Below are 19,850 nucleotides of genomic sequence, written 5' to 3'. Positions count from 1 at the left end.
ACCCGGAGGCGACGGAGCCCTGTGGCGACCGGCCGTGACCCGGCCCGCGTGATGACGCCTGCAAGGGATGTGCAGCGCGCTGCGATCGTGGCAGCATGCATGACCATCCCGAACAGCACAGAGTCCTACGCATGCCCCTCACCCAGAGTGCGCGCCTGCAGAAGCGGATCCAGTCGTTCGCAGTCATCGGCATCCTGCTCACCGGCCTCCTCGTCGCGCTGGCGACCGCCGTGCCGATGTATCGCCACGCCCACGCGCTCGCCGAGCGCGCCCTCGCCGACACCGCGCGCGGCGAGGCACGCACCGCAGGGCAGTTCCTCGCCAAGAGCGCCGACATCGCCCGTCAGATCGCCAGCCGCAGTGCGGTGCGCGACCGGCTCGAGGCCTATAACCGCCGGGAGATCAGCCTCGCCGAGCTGGCGGATTTCTCGACGCCGCGCATCCGCGACGCGCTCGACCAGGCCGGCCAGATCGCCGGCATGGTGCGCTTCGATCGCGACGGCAATCCGGTGCTCGCGCTCGGCCTGCCCCTGCCGCGCGCGGCCGCGGCCTTGCCTGCCAGCGCCAGCGGCGACGTGCGCTTCGCCGGTCCGTTCGCCACCGAGCACGGCCATCACCTGCTGGTCGGCGCGCCGATCCTGGCGCGCGAAGGCGAATGGATCGGCAGCGACGTGCTCGCCTTCGACCTCACGCCGCTGGAGGACATGCTGTCGAGCGACCTGGTGAGGACAGCCTATCCGGCGGCGAGCCAGGTGCTGTACCACCGCCACACCGGGGTTGCGATGGCGTGGGGGCCGCCCGCGGGCATGGTCGCGATCCTGCCCTCCCTTGCCGCCCTGCCGGCGTCGACACGCGAGGCGCTGGAGGGCGAACTGGGCCGGGTGCGCCCTGATGGCGCGACGGGCGAGGACGTCGTCTTCGCGCTCGAGCTGGAAGAGGCGCCGGGCTGGATCTATGCGCTGGTCACGCCGGGCCGGGCATTCGCCCAGCCCATCCTCACCCAGCTGCTGTTTCCGCTCGCCGCCATCGGCGCGCTGGTGCTGCTCGGCGCGCTGCTCACCGCACGCGCCATGCGACCGCTCATGCAACGCACGCTGGACCAGTCGCGCCGCCTGCTCGAGCTCAGCGAAAAGCAGCGCCTCGCCGCCAGCGTGTTCGAGGGCAGCCCGCAGGGCATCGTGATCATGGACACCACGCATCGCATCGTCGATGCCAACCGCGCGTGCACCGCGATGACCGGCTTTTCGCTCGCCAGCCTGCGCGGTCGCAGCTATTGCGAGGCCTTGCTCGACCCCGCGCAGCGCGACCGGACCGGCGCCGACATCTGCGCCAGCATCGAGCGCCATGGCGAGTGGCGAGGCGAGGGCGAGCTGCTGCGCGCCGACGGCGGGCGCTTTCCGGCCTGGCAGAACATCACCGCCGTACGCGCCGCCGACGGCACCACCCGCCACTACATCGGCATGTTCAGCGACATCAGCGAGCAGCGCATGGCCGAGGAGCGGATCCGCCACCTCGCCCATCACGACGCGCTCACCGACCTGCCCAATCGCACCCTGCTCAACGACCGCCTCGGCGTGGCCATGGATCACGCGCGCCGCAGCGCCCAGCCGCTGGCGCTGTTGTTCATCGACCTCGACCGCTTCAAGTACGTCAATGACAGCCTCGGCCACCCGCTGGGCGACCGCCTGCTGCAGACGGTCGCCCAGCGCCTGCGCGCGGTGCTGCGCGAAGGCGACACCCTCGCCCGCCTCGGCGGGGACGAATTCGTCGTGATGGTCGAAGGCCTCGCCGGCCCCGAGGACGCCGAGCGGATCGCGTGCAAGCTGCTGCAGGCGCTGCAGCAGCCCGCAGTCCTGGACGGCCACGAGCTCTTCGTCGGTGGCAGCATCGGCATCAGCCTCTTCCCGCAGGACGGCGACACCATCGAGGCCCTGGTGCGCCGCGCCGACGCGGCCATGTACCGCGCCAAGGAGGCCGGCCGCAACACCTTCCGCTTCCACACCGACGAGCAGGCCAGCCGCAGCCGCGAGCGCTTCGAGCTCGAACACGGCCTGCGCCATGCCGTCCAGCGCGGCGAATTGCGCCTGCTCTACCAGCCTCAGGCCCACTGCAGGAGCGGCGCGCTCGTCGGCGTGGAAGCACTGGTGCGCTGGCAGCACCCCGAGCGCGGCACGATCACGCCCGACCGCTTCATCCCGCTCGCCGAGGAAATCGGCCTCATCTGCGAGATCGGCGAATGGGTGCTGGACACCGCCTGCGCGCAGGCGCGCACCTGGGAGCGCGCGGGCCGGCCGCTGCGCATGGCGGTGAACCTGTCGGGCCAGCAGATCTCCACCGACGGCCTGGTGGACGCGGTGCGCGGCGCGCTCGATCGCTCCGGCCTGTCGCCGTGCCTGCTCGAGCTCGAGATCACCGAGGGCCACATCCTCAGGCGCGTCGAGCATTGCATCGACACCCTGCGTGCGCTCAAGGCGCTGGGAATCACCCTCGCGATCGACGACTTCGGCACCGGCTATTCGTCGCTGAGCTATCTCAAGCGGCTGCCGGTGGACCGCCTCAAGATCGACCGCAGCTTCGTCGAGGGCGTGCCCGCCGACCATGACGACACCGCGATCGTCGCCACCATCCTCGCCATGGCACGCAACCTCGGCCTGGAGGTGATCGCCGAGGGGGTCGAAACCGAGGACCAGCTCCGCCACCTCACCGCCGCGCATTGCGACGAATACCAGGGCTACCTGCTCGGCCGTCCGGAGCCGGCCGACGCGATCGACGCCCGCTTCAGCGTGGCGGCGGGCCCGGCGGAGACGGCGCGGCAAACACGGTGAGCACGCCCGTGTAGCCGTAGAGCCGGCTGTGCGCGATCTCGCCGCCGGCGAAGAAGCCCGCCAGCGGCACGTCGCCGAGCACGTCGCGCACCACCTCGAGCTCGGCCGCCGGCCGACCGAAATGGGGCCCGCCCCGCCCCGAGCAGCTCACGTAGATCGCACCGAGCGCGCGGCGCGCGGTGTCGGACAGCTCGTCGCGGATCTCGCGCGCCGCACGCCGCAGGTCGGCGAGCGCCGCCTCCGGATCGCGCCGGCAGAAGATCAGCCAGGCGCCGCGGGCGACCTCGTCGGCGATCGCCACCACGCGCGCGCGCGGATCGAGGCCGATGATGTTGCGCACCAGCATGTCGGCGCCGAAGGCGGCCGGCGCGATGATCTCGGCGTCCTCGCTCGGGTGCAGCCCGACCAGGGTGGTCGACAGCGCCTCGGCCACCGGCTCGAGCGCCGTGTCGGCGGGCAGGCCGAGGTCGTCGAGCACGCAGTCGAGCGCGGGGCGGCCGTCGAGCTCGATCACGATGTTGTCCTGGGCGCGGCTCACCAGCCGGCGCGGCCCGATCGGCTGGCAGCCCTGGGTGACGCGCGAGACGATGCCGACCTCTTCGGCGAAGGCGACGCCCGACAGTCCGCCGCCGTCGAAGACCGCGTCGGCAATCTGGACGCTGCGCCCGCGCGCGGCGGACAGGCCGCCGAACAGATAAGCGCTCGCGGTGCGCGCGGCCAGCTCGGGCAGCAGCTCCTGCAGGTCGGGCGTGCGCCCGTCGGCATGCACGAGCGCGGTGTGGGGGCGGAACTCGCCGCCATCGGCGCGCAGCGGCTGGCGGCCCGAGAACACGCGAAAATGGCGGCGCGGCAACGGCGCGAGCATCAGCGCGAGGGCCGGCGTGTCGAAATGCTCGGCGCCGGCGGCGGCCACGCCCACGCCGACGGTGCCTACCCAGTGCACGCCGGGCAGGCGGTGCTGGAGCTCGCCGAGGATGGCCTCCGCATCGGCGGCGAAATGGTCGCTGAGGTAGCAAAAGCCGAGGCTGAATTCGATCCCGGCGTCGTGGCCGCCCTGCGCATGCAGGGTCGCCACGCGCGCGTCGCGCAACGCGTCGTCGAGCGCATGGCGCAGCGCCACCCGCCAGTCGGAATCGGCTGCATGGCCGGAGGCGAAACGGACCGGACCCAGGGACAGCGACATCGAACTCCTCCGTTCGGCTTGGCAGCGCAGCAGGCGCCCCGCAACCGGAAGACAGCGCCCGCGGGCCTCACGTTCCCGGTCGCGGCGGCCCTCACGCCCGCGCCAGGAAATCCTCCAGGGCAGCCGCCACCCGCTCGGGCTGGTCGTGCTGCAGGTTGTGGCCGGCGTCGGCGATCGTCACCACGCGCCGGTCGGCGAAGCAGCCGAGCCGGCGCTGCAGTTCGTCGGCGTCGTCACCGAAGCGCTCGATCACGTAGCCATGGTCGGCGAACAGCATCAGCGTCGGGGCGCATACCCGGCGCCAGCACGCCATCACGTCCTCGATCCGATACACGAAGGGCGAAGGCACCTTGTGCCAGGGATCGCAGGCCATCTCCACCCGGCCGTCCGCCGCCGCGCGACCGACATGGCGGGCGAGGAAGTCGGCGCGCGCCGGCGTCAGCCGCGGGTTCACCGTGCGCAGGCGGCGCACGAAGGCGGCGTGGTCGGCGTGCGTGGGCAACCGCGGCGCGGCGGCCTGGGCGTCGAGCCACTTCCCCAGCAACATGGGCGAGTCGGCATCGGGCGGCGGCTTGAGTCCGAGGAAGTCCATCATCACCAGTTGCGACACGCGTCCGGGCCGCAGCCCGGCATACACTCCGGCGACTGCCGCGCCCATGCTGTGGCCGACCAGGCGCACCGTCCCCTCGGGCGCGTAGTGCGCGAGCAGGGCCTCGAGGTCGGCGTAGTAGTCGGGAAACCAGTAGCTGTGGCCGAGCCAGGTGCTGCCGCCGAAGCCGCGCCAGTCGGGGGCGATGATCTGCCAGTCGCGGTGCAGCGCGTCGACGACGAACTGGAAGGTGGGCGAGGAATCCATCCAGCCGTGGAGCAGGAAGAGCTGCGGCGCGTCGGCCGGCCCCCAGCGGCGAACGGCGTAATCGAGGCCGCGCACGCTCACCCTGTCGAGGGTGGACGGCTTGTGCGGGCAGGCTTCCCGGCCGCTGCCGGGCATGCGGGCCGGATCGTTTTCCGGGACAATCGGGTTCGTGTTCATGAACCGATTCTAGCCGCCCGCAGCGGACAGGCGCAGCGCCGCGTCCGCTGCGGGCGGCCCGACCGCGCCCGCCCGCCTGCCCGATGACCGACTCCGCCACCCTGCGCCAGCGCTTCCTCGCCGAGCGCCTCACCCTGCGCAACGAGTGCCGCGACTTTCCGGAGTGGCACCGCGGACGACCGCACTACGTGCTGTGGGCGCTCGACGTGGACACGCCGGCGGTGCGCGCGCGCGTCGCGGCCGCGCAGCGGGTGCTCGACGGCCTGCTCCTCGACGGCTATCGGCGCCAGCCGCACGTCACCCTCGCGCTGTGCGGCTTTCCGGCGCAGGGCCCGCTGCCGGCGGACGACGAGTTCGACGCGCAGCGGATCGCCGCTCAGGTGGCGGCGCTGCAGGCGGACGGGTCGGGCGCCTTCGACATTGCGATCGGCGGGCTGGAGAGCTTCTCGTCGGCGCCCTTCCTGACCGTGCATGACGCCCGCGGCGCGCTCGCCACGCTGCGGCGCTGCCTGCACGCCGAGGGTGCGCATCCGCACGGGCCGTACGTTCCGCACGTCACCGTCGGCCTGTACGCGGGCGCCTGGCCGAGCGTGGAGGTGGCGGATCGATTCGGGCAACTCCCCGCCGCAGCGCCGCTGCACCACCGCGTCACCCGGATGAGCCTGCTCGGCTATGTCGCCGCGCACATCGGCGGGGCCCTGTTCACGCTGGCCGAATACGAACTGGAGAGCGGCCGGGTGCAGTGGCACGCCCCGCTCGCGGCCGACGCCGCGCTGCACGCAGGCGGACACGCCACCGCTGCGTCCGCGCGCACCGGGCGGCATCCGGAAACAGCCACGGCGACGGCGGGGGATGCGGCCCGATGAGCGCACCGACACCGCCGACCGCCGCGGCAACGGCCGCGCGCCCGGCCTCGCCGCTGGCGCTCTTCATCGCCTTCAGCCTGCTCGCGCTGCAGGGCTTCGGGGGCGTGCTCGCGGTGGCGCAGCGCGAGCTGGTGGACCGCCGCGGCTGGCTCAGCCGGCACGAGTTCGTCGAACTCTACGCGGTGGCGCAGCTGCTGCCCGGCCCCAACGTGGTGAACCTGTCGCTGATGGTGGGCGACCGCTACTTCGGCTGGCGCGGCGCGTTCGCGGCGATCTCCGGCATGCTGCTCGCCCCCATCGTGGTGGTGCTGGTGCTGGCGGCCAGCTACCAGCAGCTGTCGACATACCCCGCGGTGGCGGGCGCGCTGCGCGGCATGGGTGCGGTAGCGGCCGGGCTGATCCTGGCGATGGCGCTGAAGATGCTCGTCACCCTTCGCGGCAACGTGCTCGGACCGGCGCTGTGCACAGCGCTCGGGCTAACCACGCTGACCGCGATCGCGCTGCTGCGCCTGCCGCTGGCCTGGGTGGTGATCGGGCTCGGGCTCACCGGCTGGGGGCTGGCGCGCTGGCGGATCGCGCTCACCGATGCGCGCCAAGCGGATGCGAGCGCGCGGGACGGAAACGGCCCATGCTGAGCGCCCTGCCCGCCGCCGACCTGCTCGAGCTATTCCTGCGCTTTCTGGTGCTGTCGCTGCTGTCGATCGGCGGTGCGATGTCCACCGCGCCCGAGATGCACCGCTACCTGGTGGTCGAGCGCGGCTGGCTGGGCGAGGCCGACTTCACCACCGCGATCGCGCTCGCCCAGGCCGCGCCCGGACCCAACGTGCTGTTCGTGCCGGTGCTCGGCTTCCAGGTCGCCGGCGTGGCGGGTGCGGCGGCGGCGCTGCTCGGCATCCTGCTGCCGTCGACCTTGCTGTCGCTCGGGGTGAGCCGCTGGGGGGCGACCCGGCGCGATACGCCCCTGGTACGCGCATTCACCGCCGGCCTGGCACCGGTCGTCGTCGGCCTGGTGTTCGCCACCGGCTGGCTGCTCGCCCTGCCCTTCATCGGCGAACCCGCGCACCGCGCGGGCGCGCTGGCACTGATCGGGTTCACCGCGCTGCTCACCTTGCGTACGAAACTGGCGCCGATCTGGATGATCCTAGTCGGCGCGGTTGCGGGCGCGCTGGGCTGGGTCTGAGGCGCGCAGGACATCCAGCGGGAGGAGTGAACAGGCGATGGAGCGCGTCGATGCGGTGGTGATCGGGGCCGGCGTGGTCGGCCTGGCGTGCGCGAGGCAACTCGCCGAGGCCGGCCGCGACGTGCTCGTGCTCGAGCGCGAGACCACCTTCGGGACCGGCATCAGCGCGCGCAACAGCGAGGTCATCCACGCCGGGCTGTACTACCCGCAGGGCTCGCTCAAGGCGCAGCTGTGCGTGCAGGGTCGCCAGGCGCTGTACGCCTACTGCGCCGAGCGCGGCGTCGCCCACCGCCGCATCGGCAAGCTGGTGGTGGCGAGCCGCGCGCCTCAGCTGCCCGCGCTCGAGGCGATCGCCGCGCGGGCGCGCGCCAATGGCGTCGACGACCTGCGCCTGCTCGATGCCGCCGGCGTGCGCACGCTCGAACCCGAGCTCGACGCTGCCGGCGCGCTGTTCTCACCGTCCACCGGCATCGTCGATAGCCATGGCCTCATGCTCGCGCTGCTCGCCGACGCCGAACGCCACGGTGCGGTGCTCGCGGTGGCGAGCCCGGTGCGCGGCGGGCGGGCGGACAGCACCGGTATCGTGCTCGACATCGGCGGCAGCGCACCGACGAGCCTGCGGGCGCGCTGCGTGATCAACGCCGCCGGCCTGGACGCGCCGAGGCTCGGCCGCGCCCTCCGCGGCCCTGCAGCCGGCCTCGCCCCGCGCGCCTTCTACGCACGCGGGGCGTACTTCAGCCTCAGCGGACGGGCGCCCTTCTCGCACCTGATCTATCCCATCCCCGAACCCGGCGGCCTGGGCGTGCACCTGACCCTGGATCTCGGCGGCCAGGCCCGCTTCGGGCCCGACGTGGAATGGGTCGAGCATCCCGACTACCAGGTCGATCCGGCGCGCGCCGCGCGCTTCTACACCGCCATCCGGAGCTGGTGGCCAAGCCTGGAGGACGGCCGCCTGCAGCCGGCCTACGCCGGCGTGCGGCCGAAGATCGCCGGCCCGGGCGAGGCAGATGCCGACTTCCGCATCGACGGTCCGGCCGCGCACGGCGTGCCCGGGCTGGTGCATCTGTACGGGATCGAGTCGCCGGGGCTGACCGCGGCGCTCGCGATCGGGGCGCGGGTGGCGGCGATGTGCTGAGCGGCGGACGTGCCGGCCGCCTTACCCACGCCACGCCGGGGAAAGCCCCGCCAACGAGAGCCCGCGCTTGAAGCGCCTCACACCGCCAGACCGTCGAAGGCCGCATACACGGTCTTCAGCCAGCTTTTCACGCGCTGGCGCTCGAGCATGCCCAACGCATCATCACCGCCGCGCTGGTTGATCGCCGCCCAGAAGCTGGCATCCTGGCGATCGATCTTGCGCATGCTGGCTTCGTGCAGCTCAGGCAGGCTGATGACCCGGGCACCCAGAGCCTGTGCCGTCGCCAACTCGGTCGAAGCCTCAAGCTGGGAGAAGTCCGTGCCGCGGCCATGGTTCTTCACCACCACGTAGTTCGGCCCCTCGCCGTAGGTCTCGAGCAGGTCGCCGAGCAACGCGACCGAGTCCTTGCCGGCATCGGCCAGGTGCCAGAAATTGACCTGCACGCCGAGTTCGCCAAGCAAACCCAGCAGATCGGAGTCCCTGATCCAGCGCGCCAGCGGCGCTGCCGTCTGTGCTGCAAGATCGACAATGACGCTATGCCCGGCGCCCTCTTCTGGTGCATCCTCGAACGGCAAGGCGATCTGGTCCAGCCCCTCGTAACGATCCACCACCACTGGCGCCGCATAGTCGGCATAGAAACGGGCGAAGGTCGTGTGCGAGCGGTCGGTGTCGAAGCCGGTGAAGGGCCGACCCTTGTCGATGTAGTACTGGGCGAGGGCCCGGGCGACGACAGACTTGCCCACGCCGCCTTTTTCGCCGCCGATGAAGTTGAGGGAACGCATAGTGTGTCCTGAAGGAATTGAGCGGTGCACCGCTTGCCGGCAAGGTGCCATGCCGACGGCACAAAGCAATAATCAGGCCAACCAAGCGGCGCTGAGCGTTGATCCGGGGTGGCCGCGCTGGCTGGAACGGCTCGACCCCTTCAATGCTGCCCGGGTCGCTGGTGGGCGCTCTGGTCACGCATCTGACCCTGCGCCGGCTTGGTAGGCGAGAAACACTCGCCACCCCGCATGGTCACACGCTTGACGACTTCACCGAGACCGCCATGTCCCCGATCCTGCTCGTGCTGGTGCCGATCCTGATGCTCGCCGTGTGGCTGCCGGGGTGGTGGGTGCGGCGCACGCTTCAGCGCTACAGCGAGCCCGCCGACCGCTATTACGGCAGCGGCGCCATGCTCGCGCGCATGCTGCTCGACAAGCACAGCCTCACCCACGTCACGGTCGAAGAGTCGGAAACCGGCGACCACTACGACCCCGAGGCGCGTGCCGTCCGCCTGTCGGCGCACACCTATCATCAGCGCTCGCTGACCGCCGTCACCGTGGCCGCGCACGAGGTCGGCCACGCGCTGCAGCATGCCGAGGGCTATGCGCCGCTTGCCCTGCGCGAGCGCCTGGTGCGCGTCGCCATCACCGGCCAGCGCCTGGGCGCGATGATGATGGTGGCGGTGCCCTTCATCACCCTGCTGACCCGGCATCCGGCGCCAGGGCTGTTCTTCGTGCTTGCCGGGCTGTTGTCGATGGGCCTGGCGGCGGTCGTGCATCTGGTGACGCTGCCCACCGAGTTCGACGCCAGCTTCCGCCGCGCGCTGCCGATGCTCGAGCGCGGCGGCTACCTGCACCCCGCGGACCAGCCTCACGCGCGCAAGATCCTCGAGGCCGCCGCGCTGACCTACGTCGGCCAGTCGCTGATGGCCTTGCTCAACATCGCGGCCTGGCTGCGCTTCCTGCGTCGGTGAATCTTCACGCGTCCGGCGTGCGCACCGCCCAGCGCGCGATGATCGCCGCCAGCGCCGGCAGCGCCTCGCGGATCACCACCGGGCCGGGGGCGAGGATCACTGCCGACTTCAGCTCGTGCAGCTCGCCGTCGCGCACGGCCGGCACGTCCTCCCAGCCCGCGCGCGCCGCCACCCGCTCCGGACGGAAACGCTTCCCGCACCACGAGCCGATGATGATGTCCGGTCCCCGGCGCGCCGCCTCCAGCGGATCGGCGAGGATCCGCTGCGCCGCGCCCGGATGGCGGGCGCGCTCCGCGAAGACGTCTTCGCCGCCGGCGATGCCGATGAGCTCCGAGACCCAGCCCACGCCGCTGATCTGCGGTTCGTCCCACTCCTCGAAGTAGACACGCGGCCGACGCGGCAGCGCCGCCGCCCGTGCCCGCACGGCCTCGATCGTGGCCTCGAGCTCGTCGACCAGCGCGCGCGCCCTGTCCTCCGCGCCCACCAGCCGGCCGACGGTCTCGATCATCGCCAGGATGCCCTCGACGCTGCGCTGGTTGAACACATGCACCGCCACCCCGGCCTTGATGAGATCGCGCGCGACGTCGGCCTGCATGTCGGAAAAGCCCAGCACGAGATCCGGCTGGACGGCGAGGATCCTCTCGAGGTCGCCGCTGGAGAAGGCGAACACCTTGGGTTTCTCCTTGCGCGCGCGCGGCGGGATCACGGTGTAGCCGCTGATGCCCACGATGCGCGCCTCCTCGCCGAGGGCATACAGGACCTCGACGGTCTCGGTGGTGAGGCAGACGATGCGGGAAGGGAGTCGACGTGTGCTCATGGCGGGATGGGGCGGATCGCGCCTGTGCATGTTGCGGCGCACAGGCCGTGCAAAAACGAAATGGGCCAGACCCGTGAGGACCTGACCCATCTTCTTGTCTGGCGCGCCCGGCGCGATTCGAACGCACGACCCCTGCCTTCGGAGGGCAGTACTCTATCCAGCTGAGCTACGGGCGCGGGATGTCGGGAGAGTGTCCCGAACAAGGCCGGCAAGCATAGCTGCGTTCGCGGCCAAAGTCCATGGCGCACTGCCACAATGGTTTCCAGCCCGCTATAATCGCGGCTTTAGACCCTGTCTCGCGCCAATCTCCGTCAAAGGACCAAGCATGTCGAACCATCGCCCCCTGCGCTCCGCCCGTTTTGCCACGCCTGCCGTCGCCCTGGTCGCAGCTGCGCTGCTGGCCGGCTGCGGCGAACAGTCCAAGGTCGATCCGGAACTCACCGCCACGCTGATCCAGCCGGTCGCGCGGGTGGAGATCCAGGCGGTCAAGATCGCGCCGGGCAGCCGCACGGGCGAGCAGATCGTCAAGGCGATCTGTGCGGGCTGTCATGACTCGGGCGCCGTCGGCGCGCCGAAGACGGGCGATGCCGCACAGTGGGCGCCGCGGATTGCGCTCGGCCAGGACGCGCTCACCGCATCGGCGATCGCCGGCAAGGGTGCGATGCCCCCGCGCGGTGGCGGTGCCGACCTCACGGACACCGAGGTCAAGCGCGCGGTGGCCTACCTGGTCAACCTCGCCGGCGCCAAGTTCACCGAGCCGCCTGTCGAGCAGTAAGCCCGGCCGCGGCGCACACGCGGTTGCGACCGCCGCGCTTGGCATCGTAGAGGGCCGCGTCGGCCGCCGACAGCAGTTCCGCATCGCTGGCCGCGGCGCCTGCCTCGTCGTCATCCCCCGGCCCGGCCGGGCGAGAGCTCGCATGCCCTGCAGAAATGCTGCAGGAGAAATTCTGCCCTTCGTGACTGAAGCGCAGGCTGGCGAAGCGCCGACGTATGTCGTCTAGCAAGCGCTGCGCGTCGGCGCCGCTGCATTCCGGCAGCACCACGAGGAATTCCTCGCCGCCATAGCGTCCGAGATGATCGGACTGGCGCAGGCGCTGGCGCAGCAGGGTGGCCAGGGCCGCGATCACCAGATCGCCCGTGGCATGGCCGTAGGTGTCGTTCACCGACTTGAAGTGGTCGATGTCGAACATCGCCAGCGTCACTGGCTTGCCGGTACGGCGCGCGCGCCTGATCTCCTTGCAGGCGACCTCCTTGATGCTGGCGTGCTTGAGCAGGCCGGTCAGGCTGTCCTTGTTGATCTGGTCGGCGAGCTGACGCGCACGCTCGACGCGCACGCGCACCGCTGCCACGAGCTGGGCGTCGGACACCGGCTTGATGATGAAGTCGTCGCCGCCGCGGCGCATGGCGGCGATCTGGCGCGCGAGGTCGGTCTCGGCCGACAGATACACGATCGGCAGGCCGGTCCATTTGTCGTGCTGGCGGATCACGCCCGCCAGCTCCGGCCCGGTGTAGCGCGGCATGTGCATGTCCATCAGCACCAGATCCGGCTGAAAGCCGGCGAGCGCCTCCATGATGGTCTCGGGTTGGCGCAGGACCTCGGCCACCATGCCGGCCGCGCGCAGCACCAGGCACAGGTGGTCGGCGAGGTCGGCGTCGTCGTCGACGACCAGCACGCGCTGAGGCGGGGCGCTCAGCTGTTCGAGCAGCTGCCCCATACGGTTGACCAGGCGCGGGATGTCGATCGGCTTGAGGAAGTAGCCGACCGCCCCCAGGCGGGCGGCACGCACGCGCGAGTCGAAATCGTCGGTCGAGGTGATGAACAGCAGCGGGCAGCCCAGGGCGCGCAGCGCCGGCGAATCGGCGAGTGCCTCGGTGGCGTTGCGGCCCTCGGCCTCGAACATCACGTCCATGATCAGCATGTCGGCGCGTTCCGACTGCGCGGCACGCTCGGCCTCGTCGATCCGCGTGAACAGCCGCACCCGATAGTTGAAGGACTCAAGCTGGCGGACCAGCTGCTGGCCGAGCGCGGCGTCGTCTTCCATGACCCAGACGCTGATCGCCGTGCCGGGCGCGCGGAGAGGATGCGCCACGGGGCCGACTGCCGCCGGCGCCGTGCGCTCGCCCGTCTCCTTTTCGCCCTCGGCGTGCGCGCCCGGCACCGCCAGCTGTACGAGCGCGCCCAGCTCGGTCGCGAACGCCCGGCATGCCGCGGCGTCCACCGCGTCCAGCGCCCCCGCCAGCCAGGCCATGACGCGCTGCTCGAGGGCACGCGCCGCCGCGCTCAGCGCCGCCAGGCCGAAGGTGCCGCCGGAACCGGCGAGCTTGTGCAGGCGCTGGTGCAGCGCTTCGAGGCTGGCACGATCGCCCTCGCCGCCCTGCAGCGCACCGGCCAGCGCCTGCAGCGCGGCGAGCTCGACCGGCAGCCGCACCAGGTAGGCCGCGCGCAGCTTCGCCAGTTGCTCGGCCAGGGCCTGCTGTTGCGTGGTGTCCATGTCGCTCAGGCCTCCCAGATGGCCCGCACCTGGCTGGCCAGCGTCATGGGATCGAAGGGCTTGGGGATCACGTCGCGTGCGCCCAGGGTCTTGTAGTGCGCGACCTCGGCCGGCTGCACCTTGGCGGTCATGAACGCGACCGGCACCGTGGCCAGCGCGGGCAGCGCGCGCAGCGCCTGCAGGGTGGTCGGCCCGTCCATGCCCGGCATCATCACGTCGAGCAGGATCATCTCGGGCGCGAAGGCCTCGGCCTCGCGCAGCGCCTCCTCGCCCGAGGAACAGACCTTCACCGTGAAGCCGCCCACCAGTTCGAGGGCGAGCCGGGCCACCGCCTGGATGTCGGGCTCGTCTTCCACATACATGATGCGTTGCAGGGTGTTCACGCTTGGCTCCTTCGGGGTCTGAATGATCGAATGCGGCTGCCGAGGGCGTCAATCAGCTCCTTCGGCGAAACCTGCGACTTGAGCAGCACCGCCTCGACCCGTCGCGCTTCGTCCGCCGTGGTATCGGCGCCGGACAGGATGACGATGCGCGCCTCCGGCTGGCGCGCGCGGATGTCCGGCAGCAGGTCCCAGCCCGAGGCGTCGGGCAGGCCGATGTCCAGGATCACGACGTCGAAGCGCTCGCGCGACACGCGCTCGAGCGCCTCGCGCCGCGTCGTCGCGCGTTCGAAGTCGAAGCGCGCGCCGACCATGGAGCGCACCACCTCATACAGGTCGTCGTCGTCCTCCACGTGCAGCACGCGCGGATTGGCGGCGCCGGCCTGCGTCAGCAGACCCTGCACCACGGCCAGCAGGCGGTTCTCGTCGAAGGGCTTGGCGAGCCAGTCGATCGCGGAGAAATCGCCGTTGATCGCGAGCCGCCCTTCTTCCATCTTGGCCGACACCACCATGATGGGCAGGTCCGCGGTGTCGGGGCACTGGCGCACCTGGCGGATGATCTCCAGGCCGCTGATGTCCGGCAGCATCAGATCCAGGCTCAGCGCCGCGTAGGCGGTGTCCTGCAGCGCCGCGAGCGCCTCCCGCCCGGTGAGGGCGATGTCGACCCGGTAGCCGGCGCGCTTGAGCATCAGGCTCAGCAACTGGGCGATGTCGGCCTCGTCCTCCACCACCAGGATGCGCGGCGCATCGGCCGCCGCGCTGGCGTCGACCGCACCCTCGGGCACGGCCGGCTGGCCCGCCAGCTGGCGGGGGAACTCGACCCAGAAGGTGGCGCCCTCGCCCTCGACCGAATCGAAGCCGATCGTCCCGCCCATGCGCTCGACCAGCTCGCGGGTGATCGCCAGGCCGAGGCCGGTGCCGCCCTTCTGGCGCGTGTCGGACGCATCCGCCTGCGAGAACTTCTCGAAGATGCGGCCGCGGAAGGAGGCGGGGATGCCGGGGCCGTGATCGACCACCGCCACCCGGACCTTGCCGGGCAGCGCGCGCACGACGACTTCCACCGTGCCGCCCTCGGGCGAGAACTTGATCGCGTTCGACAGCAGGTTGGCCAGCACCTGCATCAGGCGCTGGCTGTCGACGCGCAGCTCGGCAGCGCTCGCCTCGCCCTTCAATGCCAGTGCCACCCGGCGCTCGGTGCCATAGGTGCGATGGCTCTCCAGCGCCTGGTGGACGATCGGCATCAGCGGCTGCACCTGCATGTCGAAGTGCAGCTTGCCGGCGGCGATCTTCTCCATGTCGAGCAGGTCGTTGATGAGGTGGGTGAGGCGCTGGCTGTTCTTGTGCGCGATGCCGACCATCTGCCGCGCCTGCTCCGGCAACTGACCGAGCGCGCCGCCGGCGACCAGGCCGAGCGCGCCGGAGATCGAGGTCAGCGGCGTGCGCAGCTCGTGGCTGACGGTGGACACGAACTCGCTCTTCATGCGCTCCATGCGCTTGCGCTCGCTGATGTCGCGCACCATGCCGACGTACAGCGGCCGCCCGTCCCGGGTGATCTCGGACACCGCCAGCTCCATCGGGAACAGGCTGCCGTCGCGTCGCTGGCCCTCGACCTCGCGCCCGATGCCGATGATGCGCGCCACGCCGGTGGTCTGGTAGTTGCGCAGGTAGCCGTCGTGCGCCTCGCGATGCGGGCTGGGCATCAGCATGTTCACGTTGCGTCCGATCACCTCATCTGCGGCACGGTCGAAGATGCGCTCGGCAGCCGGGTTGAAGGAGTGCACGATGCCGCGGGCGTCGATGGTGATGAGGCCGTCGACCATGTTGTCGAGGATGGTCTGGGTGTGCTGGGCCTGTTCGGCGAGGGTGGCCTCGGCCCGCATGCGGTCGGTGATGTCGTAGAACCAGCCCAGCACCGCCGGACTGCCCTCGTACCGGATCGGCGAATAGGAGCCGAGCGCCCATTTGGTACCGACCCCCGGGATGGCCAGCTCGACCAGCATGTCATAGATCTGCTCGCCACGGCCCAGGCGCTGCAGGATGGCCTCGTAGTCCGCCCTGCGCACGTAGTAGGCGGCAGGATCGACCCCGCCGACCGCATCCGCCGCGGCATTGATCAGCTCGGCATAGCGCCGGTTGGAGAAGATGACCTCGTGCCCGCCGGCACGCGCGATGCGCGCCGCGATCGGGCTGGTCTCGAGCATGCTGCGGAAGCGCTGCGCGCTCTCGCGCAGCTCGCGTTCGGCCGCCTTGCGCGCGGAGATGTCCTCGGCGATGCCGAGGTAGCCCGTGAGCCGCCCGTCGGCATCGCGCATCGCGCTCACCACCAGGGACACCGGGATGGGGTGGCCGTCGCGGTGGAGATAGGTCCATTCCCGCGTCTCGGAACCCTCTGCCTCGGCCACCTCGACGAACACCCGGAAGCCTTCGACCGGACGACCGAAGGCCGCGCTCAGCTCGGCCGAGCGCGACGCCACCTCCTGCGCGCGGTGAAACGGCGCCGGCGTCTGCCTGCCGACCACGTCCTCCGCCGCGTGGCCGAGCAGCTTCTCGGCCCCCTTGTTGAAGACCTTGATCACGCCGTCGGTGTCGGTGGCGATGATCGAGAAGGTCGACGCCGCCAGCACATTCTCCAGCAGCTCGGTCGCTTGATGCAGCGCTGCGGTGCGCTCGCGGATGCGCGTCTCGAGGCCCGTCTGCGTCTCGCGCAGCTCGCGGAAGCTGCTGGCCAGCAGTTGCGCCATTTCGCGCAGACTGCTGGCCAGGCTGCCGTACTCCCGTATCGGGCTTGTCGGCAGCACCGGCTGCGTCCCGCTGGCAATCTGCTCCGTCAGCAGACGGCTGGCCGCCTCGAGCGCGGCGATCGGGCGGGTGAGCCATTCGCTCAGCACGCGCGCGAGCACGATGCCCAGCAGCAGCAGCACCGCGAGGTAGGAGAACAGCTTCAGCCCGGTACGCTCGAGGGTCCGCACCAGGGGCGCCGCCGACTGCTCGATCACCAGCCGGGCCACACCGCCCCCGTCGGCGACCGGAAGGTCGATCTGGTAGCGCCCCTGCTTCCAGCGCGCCAGGGCCGGCATGTCGCCGCCCGGCAGCCAGATCGCCAGTCCACCCGCCAGCGGCTGAAGCTGCGCGGCGGTGCCCGACAGGCTCGCCACCTCGCCCAACTGGACAAGTGCGCTGCCGTCCTTGCCAAGCAGCGCCAGCCCCATGCCGGGGTTGTCCTGCTCCTCGGCCAGCAGCGCCTGCAGGCGCGCCGTCGCCGCATGCGGCTCGGCTGCGAGCCGCGCACCCAGATGCCGCGCGCGTTCGTCGAGGCGCTCGGCCATGAAGGCCTCCTGCTGCACGCGTTCACCGTATCCCTGCAGGATGACCGGGATCGCGCCGGCGAGCAGGATCGTCGTCAGCAGGACGTGAAACAGCAGGCCCGTCAACCGTGCCGAACCCAGTCCCAGGCGCGCCGCGCCGCGCCACCTCAGCTGCAGGCCGAGGACGATCAAGCCGGCCAGCAAGGCATTGAAGAGCCCATTGAGCGCCTGCTTCAGCGCGATCATCGCCGCCGCCTCCCAGCCCACGCCCATCATGCCGTGGTAGGACAGCAGCACCAGCGGCACGCCCAGCACCAGCCAGTACCCCAGATCTGCCAGCACCAGCGTGCGGACCCCGCGCCGGTGGAGCAGGCCGACGACCAGCGCCTCGACGGTGAAGATGATCAGCGCGTAGGGATGCCCCCACAGCACCACCGTGTAGAGGCCGGCGGCGGCAGCCACCAGCACCGCCGGCAGCGTGCCGAGCAGCGCGGCCGCGAGCATCGCCGCCACCGAACCGAAGATGAAGACCACGCTGAAGAACAGCGGCACGCTGAGGACGTTCCCCGCCACCGCCAGCAGGGCGAGGGCGAGCGTGGCCAGGGCCTTCTGGCCTGCGCTCAGCCCCGTACCGGATGTAGAAGTCATGACGCTGCGCCCCCTGCCGCCCGCGGCGGTTCAAGCCAAGAGATGTGCAATTGCCGGGCGCACGGCAAGGATGGCCGGCCCGCAGCTGGTTCGTGCTGAGCGTTTACGGCAGCACGGGCGAAGACTCAAGGCTTGTCGCGGCTCTCGAACATCGCCATCAGGTTGGCGAGCCGCGCCTTGCCTTCTTCCTTCGTCACCGGCTGCGCGGTCTTGCGGTCGTTCATGCGGATGTCGCCGCCCATCTCGGCGATGAAGCGGCTCGGCTCGCAGGGGCGGAACTCCTTGCCCGACTTGCGCCGCTCGCACCAGGTGAGGTTGAGGCTGCGCTGGGCGCGGGTGATGCCGACGTACATCAGCCGGCGCTCCTCCTCGACCTTGTCCTCGTCGATGCTGCTCTGGTGCGGCAGCAGGCCTTCCTCGACGCCGACCAGGAAGACGTGGGGGAACTCCAGCCCCTTGGAGGCGTGCAGGGTCGCCATCTGCACGCCGTCGAAGTCGGGGTCTTCCTTGTCGAGCATGGACATCAGCGCGATGGTCTGGGTGAGCTCGAGCAGGTTCTTGCCGTCCTCCTCGCCCTTGCGGCCCAGCCAGCCGACGAAGTCGCGCACGTTGCTCCACTTGGATTCCGCCTCACGGGTGTCGCAGTGCTCGAACAGCCAGGCTTCGTAGCGGATCGCGGCGAGCAGGTCTTCGAGCAGCTGCGCCGCGGGCTCGCGCGGGGCGCGGTACTGCAGGCGGTTGATGTAGGCGGCGAACTCCTGCACGCCCTGCAACTGCTTGGCGTTGAGGTGCTGGGTGAGCCCTTCCTCGAACACCGCGGTGAAGAGGCTCGTGTGGCGGTGGCCGGCGTAGGCGCCGAGCGCCTCGATGGTGGCGGCGCCGATGCCGCGGCGCGGGGTGGTGATGGCACGGATGAAGGCGAGGTCGTCGTCCTCGTTCACCAGCAGGCGCAGCCAGGCGATCAGGTCACGGATCTCGGCTTTGTCGAAGAAGCTCTGCCCGCCCGACATGACGTAGGGGATGCGGTTGTTGCGCAGCTGCTGCTCGATGATGCGGGCCTGGTGGTTGCCGCGGTAGAGGATGGCGTAGTCCTTGAAGCGGGTGCGGTGCTCGAACTTGTGCGCGGCGATCTTGGTCGCCACCCATTCCGCCTCGTGCTCGGCGTCGCGGCAGTTGGTGACGACGATCTGCTCGCCCTGGCCGTGTTCGGACCACAGGCGCTTGTCGAAGAGCTTCTCGTTGTGGGCGATGACGGTGTTGGCGGCTTCCAGGATGCGGCGCGAGGAGCGGTAGTTCTGCTCGAGCTTGATCACCTTGAGCTTCGGGTAGTCCTGCTGCAGCAGCTTCAGGTTCTCGACGTCGGCACCGCGCCAGGCGTAGATCGCCTGGTCGTCGTCGCCCACCGCAGTGAAGGCGCCACGCACGCCCGACAGCAGCTTGAGCAGCCGGTACTGGGCGCGGTTGGTGTCCTGGTATTCGTCCACCAGCAGGTAGCGCAGCTTGTTCTGCCAGCGCTCGCGCACCTCGGGGTGCTCGTCGAACAGGCGCACCGGCAGCGCGATCAGGTCGTCGAAATCCACCGCCTGGTAGGCACGCAGCGTGCGCTCGTACTCCTTGTACAGCTTGGCGGCGACCGAGGCGATCTCGTTGTCGGCGAGCTGCGCGGCCTCCTCGGGCGTGATCATCGCGTTCTTCCACGACGAGATCTGCCACTGCATCTGCTTGGCGATGCCTTTGTCGTTGTCGCCGGCGACGTCCGAGACGATCTGCACGGTGTCGGAGGCATCCAGAATCGAGAACTGCGGCTTGAGCCCGCAGTGCTTGGCCTCCTGGCGGATGATGCGCACGCCGAGCGCGTGGAAGGTGCACACCGTGAGCCCGCCCGGCACGCGCCCGCCCATGATGTGGGCGACGCGCTCCTGCATCTCCTTGGCGGCCTTGTTGGTGAAGGTGATGGCGGCGATGTTGGCCGCGCTGATGCCGCACGCGTTGATCAGGTGCGCGATCTTGTGCGTGATCACCCGCGTCTTGCCGCTGCCGGCGCCGGCCAGCACCAGGCAGGGGCCGTCGAGATAGCGGATCGCTTCGCGCTGGGGCGCGTTGAGGAGGGCGGACATCGTGGCAGCACTGAAAAACGAAGCCACCCGGGCGGGTGGCGGGCTGCAATTTTAGCCCATCGCCCGCGCCCGGCCGCCACCGTTACAGAACGCAGGGCACCGTCCGCCGGCACCTTTCGAGATTCGGTCTGTCG

General features: G+C 70.8%; 15 protein-coding genes and 1 tRNA gene. 7 read left to right on the top strand and 9 right to left on the bottom strand.

Annotation, left to right across the window (positions count from 1 at the left end; translation table 11 throughout):
• Positions 1-131 precede the first annotated feature (131 nt).
• Positions 132-2,825 (top strand): EAL domain-containing protein, encoded by a 2,694-nt coding sequence (locus tag AAG895_RS00835; protein ID WP_345793675.1) that lies wholly within the window; start codon positions 132-134, stop codon positions 2,823-2,825.
• On the opposite strand, the gene AAG895_RS00830 is transcribed toward AAG895_RS00835, so the two are convergent.
• Positions 2,779-4,008: an FIST N-terminal domain-containing protein gene (locus AAG895_RS00830; protein WP_345793674.1), complete on the bottom strand. Its 1,230-nt coding sequence runs from the start codon at positions 4,006-4,008 to the stop codon at positions 2,779-2,781. The genes AAG895_RS00835 and AAG895_RS00830 overlap by 47 nt on opposite strands.
• 91 nt (positions 4,009-4,099) lie before the next feature.
• Positions 4,100-4,999, bottom strand: a complete 900-nt coding sequence (locus AAG895_RS00825; RefSeq protein WP_345795350.1) for an alpha/beta hydrolase — start codon at positions 4,997-4,999, stop codon at positions 4,100-4,102.
• Between the two features lie 125 nt (positions 5,000-5,124).
• On the opposite strand from AAG895_RS00825, the gene AAG895_RS00820 reads away from it, so the two are divergent.
• Genes AAG895_RS00820 through AAG895_RS00805 form a run of 4 tightly spaced genes read left to right on the top strand, consistent with a single transcriptional unit; the run spans position 5,125 to position 8,222 of the window.
• Positions 5,125-5,907: a 2'-5' RNA ligase family protein gene (locus AAG895_RS00820; RefSeq protein ID WP_345793673.1), complete on the top strand. Its 783-nt coding sequence runs from the start codon at positions 5,125-5,127 to the stop codon at positions 5,905-5,907.
• Complete coding sequence (locus AAG895_RS00815) at positions 5,904-6,542, top strand: chromate transporter (protein WP_345793672.1); 639 nt, start codon at positions 5,904-5,906, stop codon at positions 6,540-6,542. Before AAG895_RS00820 ends, AAG895_RS00815 begins: the two co-directional genes overlap by 4 nt.
• Positions 6,539-7,087: a chromate transporter gene (locus AAG895_RS00810; protein ID WP_345795349.1), complete on the top strand. Its 549-nt coding sequence runs from the start codon at positions 6,539-6,541 to the stop codon at positions 7,085-7,087. The genes AAG895_RS00815 and AAG895_RS00810 overlap by 4 nt, the downstream gene beginning before the upstream one ends.
• A gap of 37 nt (positions 7,088-7,124) precedes the next feature.
• Positions 7,125-8,222 carry an NAD(P)/FAD-dependent oxidoreductase gene (locus AAG895_RS00805; RefSeq protein WP_345793671.1) on the top strand — a complete coding sequence of 366 codons (1,098 nt, stop codon included), beginning with the start codon at positions 7,125-7,127 and terminating at the stop codon, positions 8,220-8,222.
• 77 nt (positions 8,223-8,299) lie between these two features.
• Here the strand turns inward: AAG895_RS00805 and AAG895_RS00800 are convergent, their stop codons facing one another.
• On the bottom strand, positions 8,300-9,004 hold the full coding sequence (locus AAG895_RS00800; protein ID WP_345793670.1) for a mobilization protein: 705 nt from the start codon (positions 9,002-9,004) through the stop codon (positions 8,300-8,302).
• A gap of 263 nt (positions 9,005-9,267) precedes the next feature.
• On the opposite strand from AAG895_RS00800, the gene AAG895_RS00795 reads away from it, so the two are divergent.
• Positions 9,268-9,957, top strand: coding sequence for a zinc metallopeptidase (locus AAG895_RS00795; protein WP_345793669.1), 690 nt, complete (start codon positions 9,268-9,270; stop codon positions 9,955-9,957).
• Between the two features lie 4 nt (positions 9,958-9,961).
• Here the strand turns inward: AAG895_RS00795 and AAG895_RS00790 are convergent, their stop codons facing one another.
• Together AAG895_RS00790 and AAG895_RS00785 are read right to left on the bottom strand one after the other, a co-directional pair.
• Positions 9,962-10,774 carry an ABC transporter substrate-binding protein gene (locus AAG895_RS00790; RefSeq protein WP_345793668.1) on the bottom strand — a complete coding sequence of 271 codons (813 nt, stop codon included), beginning with the start codon at positions 10,772-10,774 and terminating at the stop codon, positions 9,962-9,964.
• 99 nt (positions 10,775-10,873) lie between these two features.
• Positions 10,874-10,950, bottom strand: a tRNA-Arg gene (locus AAG895_RS00785).
• 149 nt (positions 10,951-11,099) lie between these two features.
• On the opposite strand from AAG895_RS00785, the gene AAG895_RS00780 reads away from it, so the two are divergent.
• Entirely contained in the window at positions 11,100-11,549 is a 450-nt protein-coding gene (locus AAG895_RS00780; protein ID WP_345793667.1) for a c-type cytochrome, read from the top strand.
• On the opposite strand, the gene AAG895_RS00775 is transcribed toward AAG895_RS00780, so the two are convergent.
• The 4 genes from AAG895_RS00775 to AAG895_RS00760 all read right to left on the bottom strand — a co-directional run bounded on the left by AAG895_RS00775 (position 11,524) and on the right by AAG895_RS00760 (position 19,716).
• Positions 11,524-13,266 carry a diguanylate cyclase gene (locus AAG895_RS00775; RefSeq protein WP_345793666.1) on the bottom strand — a complete coding sequence of 581 codons (1,743 nt, stop codon included), beginning with the start codon at positions 13,264-13,266 and terminating at the stop codon, positions 11,524-11,526. The genes AAG895_RS00780 and AAG895_RS00775 overlap by 26 nt on opposite strands.
• A 5-nt stretch (positions 13,267-13,271) precedes the next feature.
• On the bottom strand, positions 13,272-13,649 hold the full coding sequence (locus AAG895_RS00770) for a response regulator (RefSeq protein WP_345793665.1): 378 nt from the start codon (positions 13,647-13,649) through the stop codon (positions 13,272-13,274).
• Positions 13,646-17,599 carry a PAS domain S-box protein gene (locus AAG895_RS00765; protein WP_345793664.1) on the bottom strand — a complete coding sequence of 1,318 codons (3,954 nt, stop codon included), beginning with the start codon at positions 17,597-17,599 and terminating at the stop codon, positions 13,646-13,648. Before AAG895_RS00765 ends, AAG895_RS00770 begins: the two co-directional genes overlap by 4 nt.
• Before the next feature lie 125 nt (positions 17,600-17,724).
• Complete coding sequence (locus AAG895_RS00760; protein WP_345793663.1) at positions 17,725-19,716, bottom strand: UvrD-helicase domain-containing protein; 1,992 nt, start codon at positions 19,714-19,716, stop codon at positions 17,725-17,727.
• Positions 19,717-19,850 lie beyond the last annotated feature (134 nt).

Origin of the sequence: Thauera sp. JM12B12 (assembly GCF_039614725.1) — a bacterium.
In the GTDB taxonomy this organism is placed as follows: Bacteria; Pseudomonadota; Gammaproteobacteria; order Burkholderiales; family Rhodocyclaceae; genus Thauera.
This window is presented reverse-complemented; position numbering and strand designations above follow the sequence as displayed.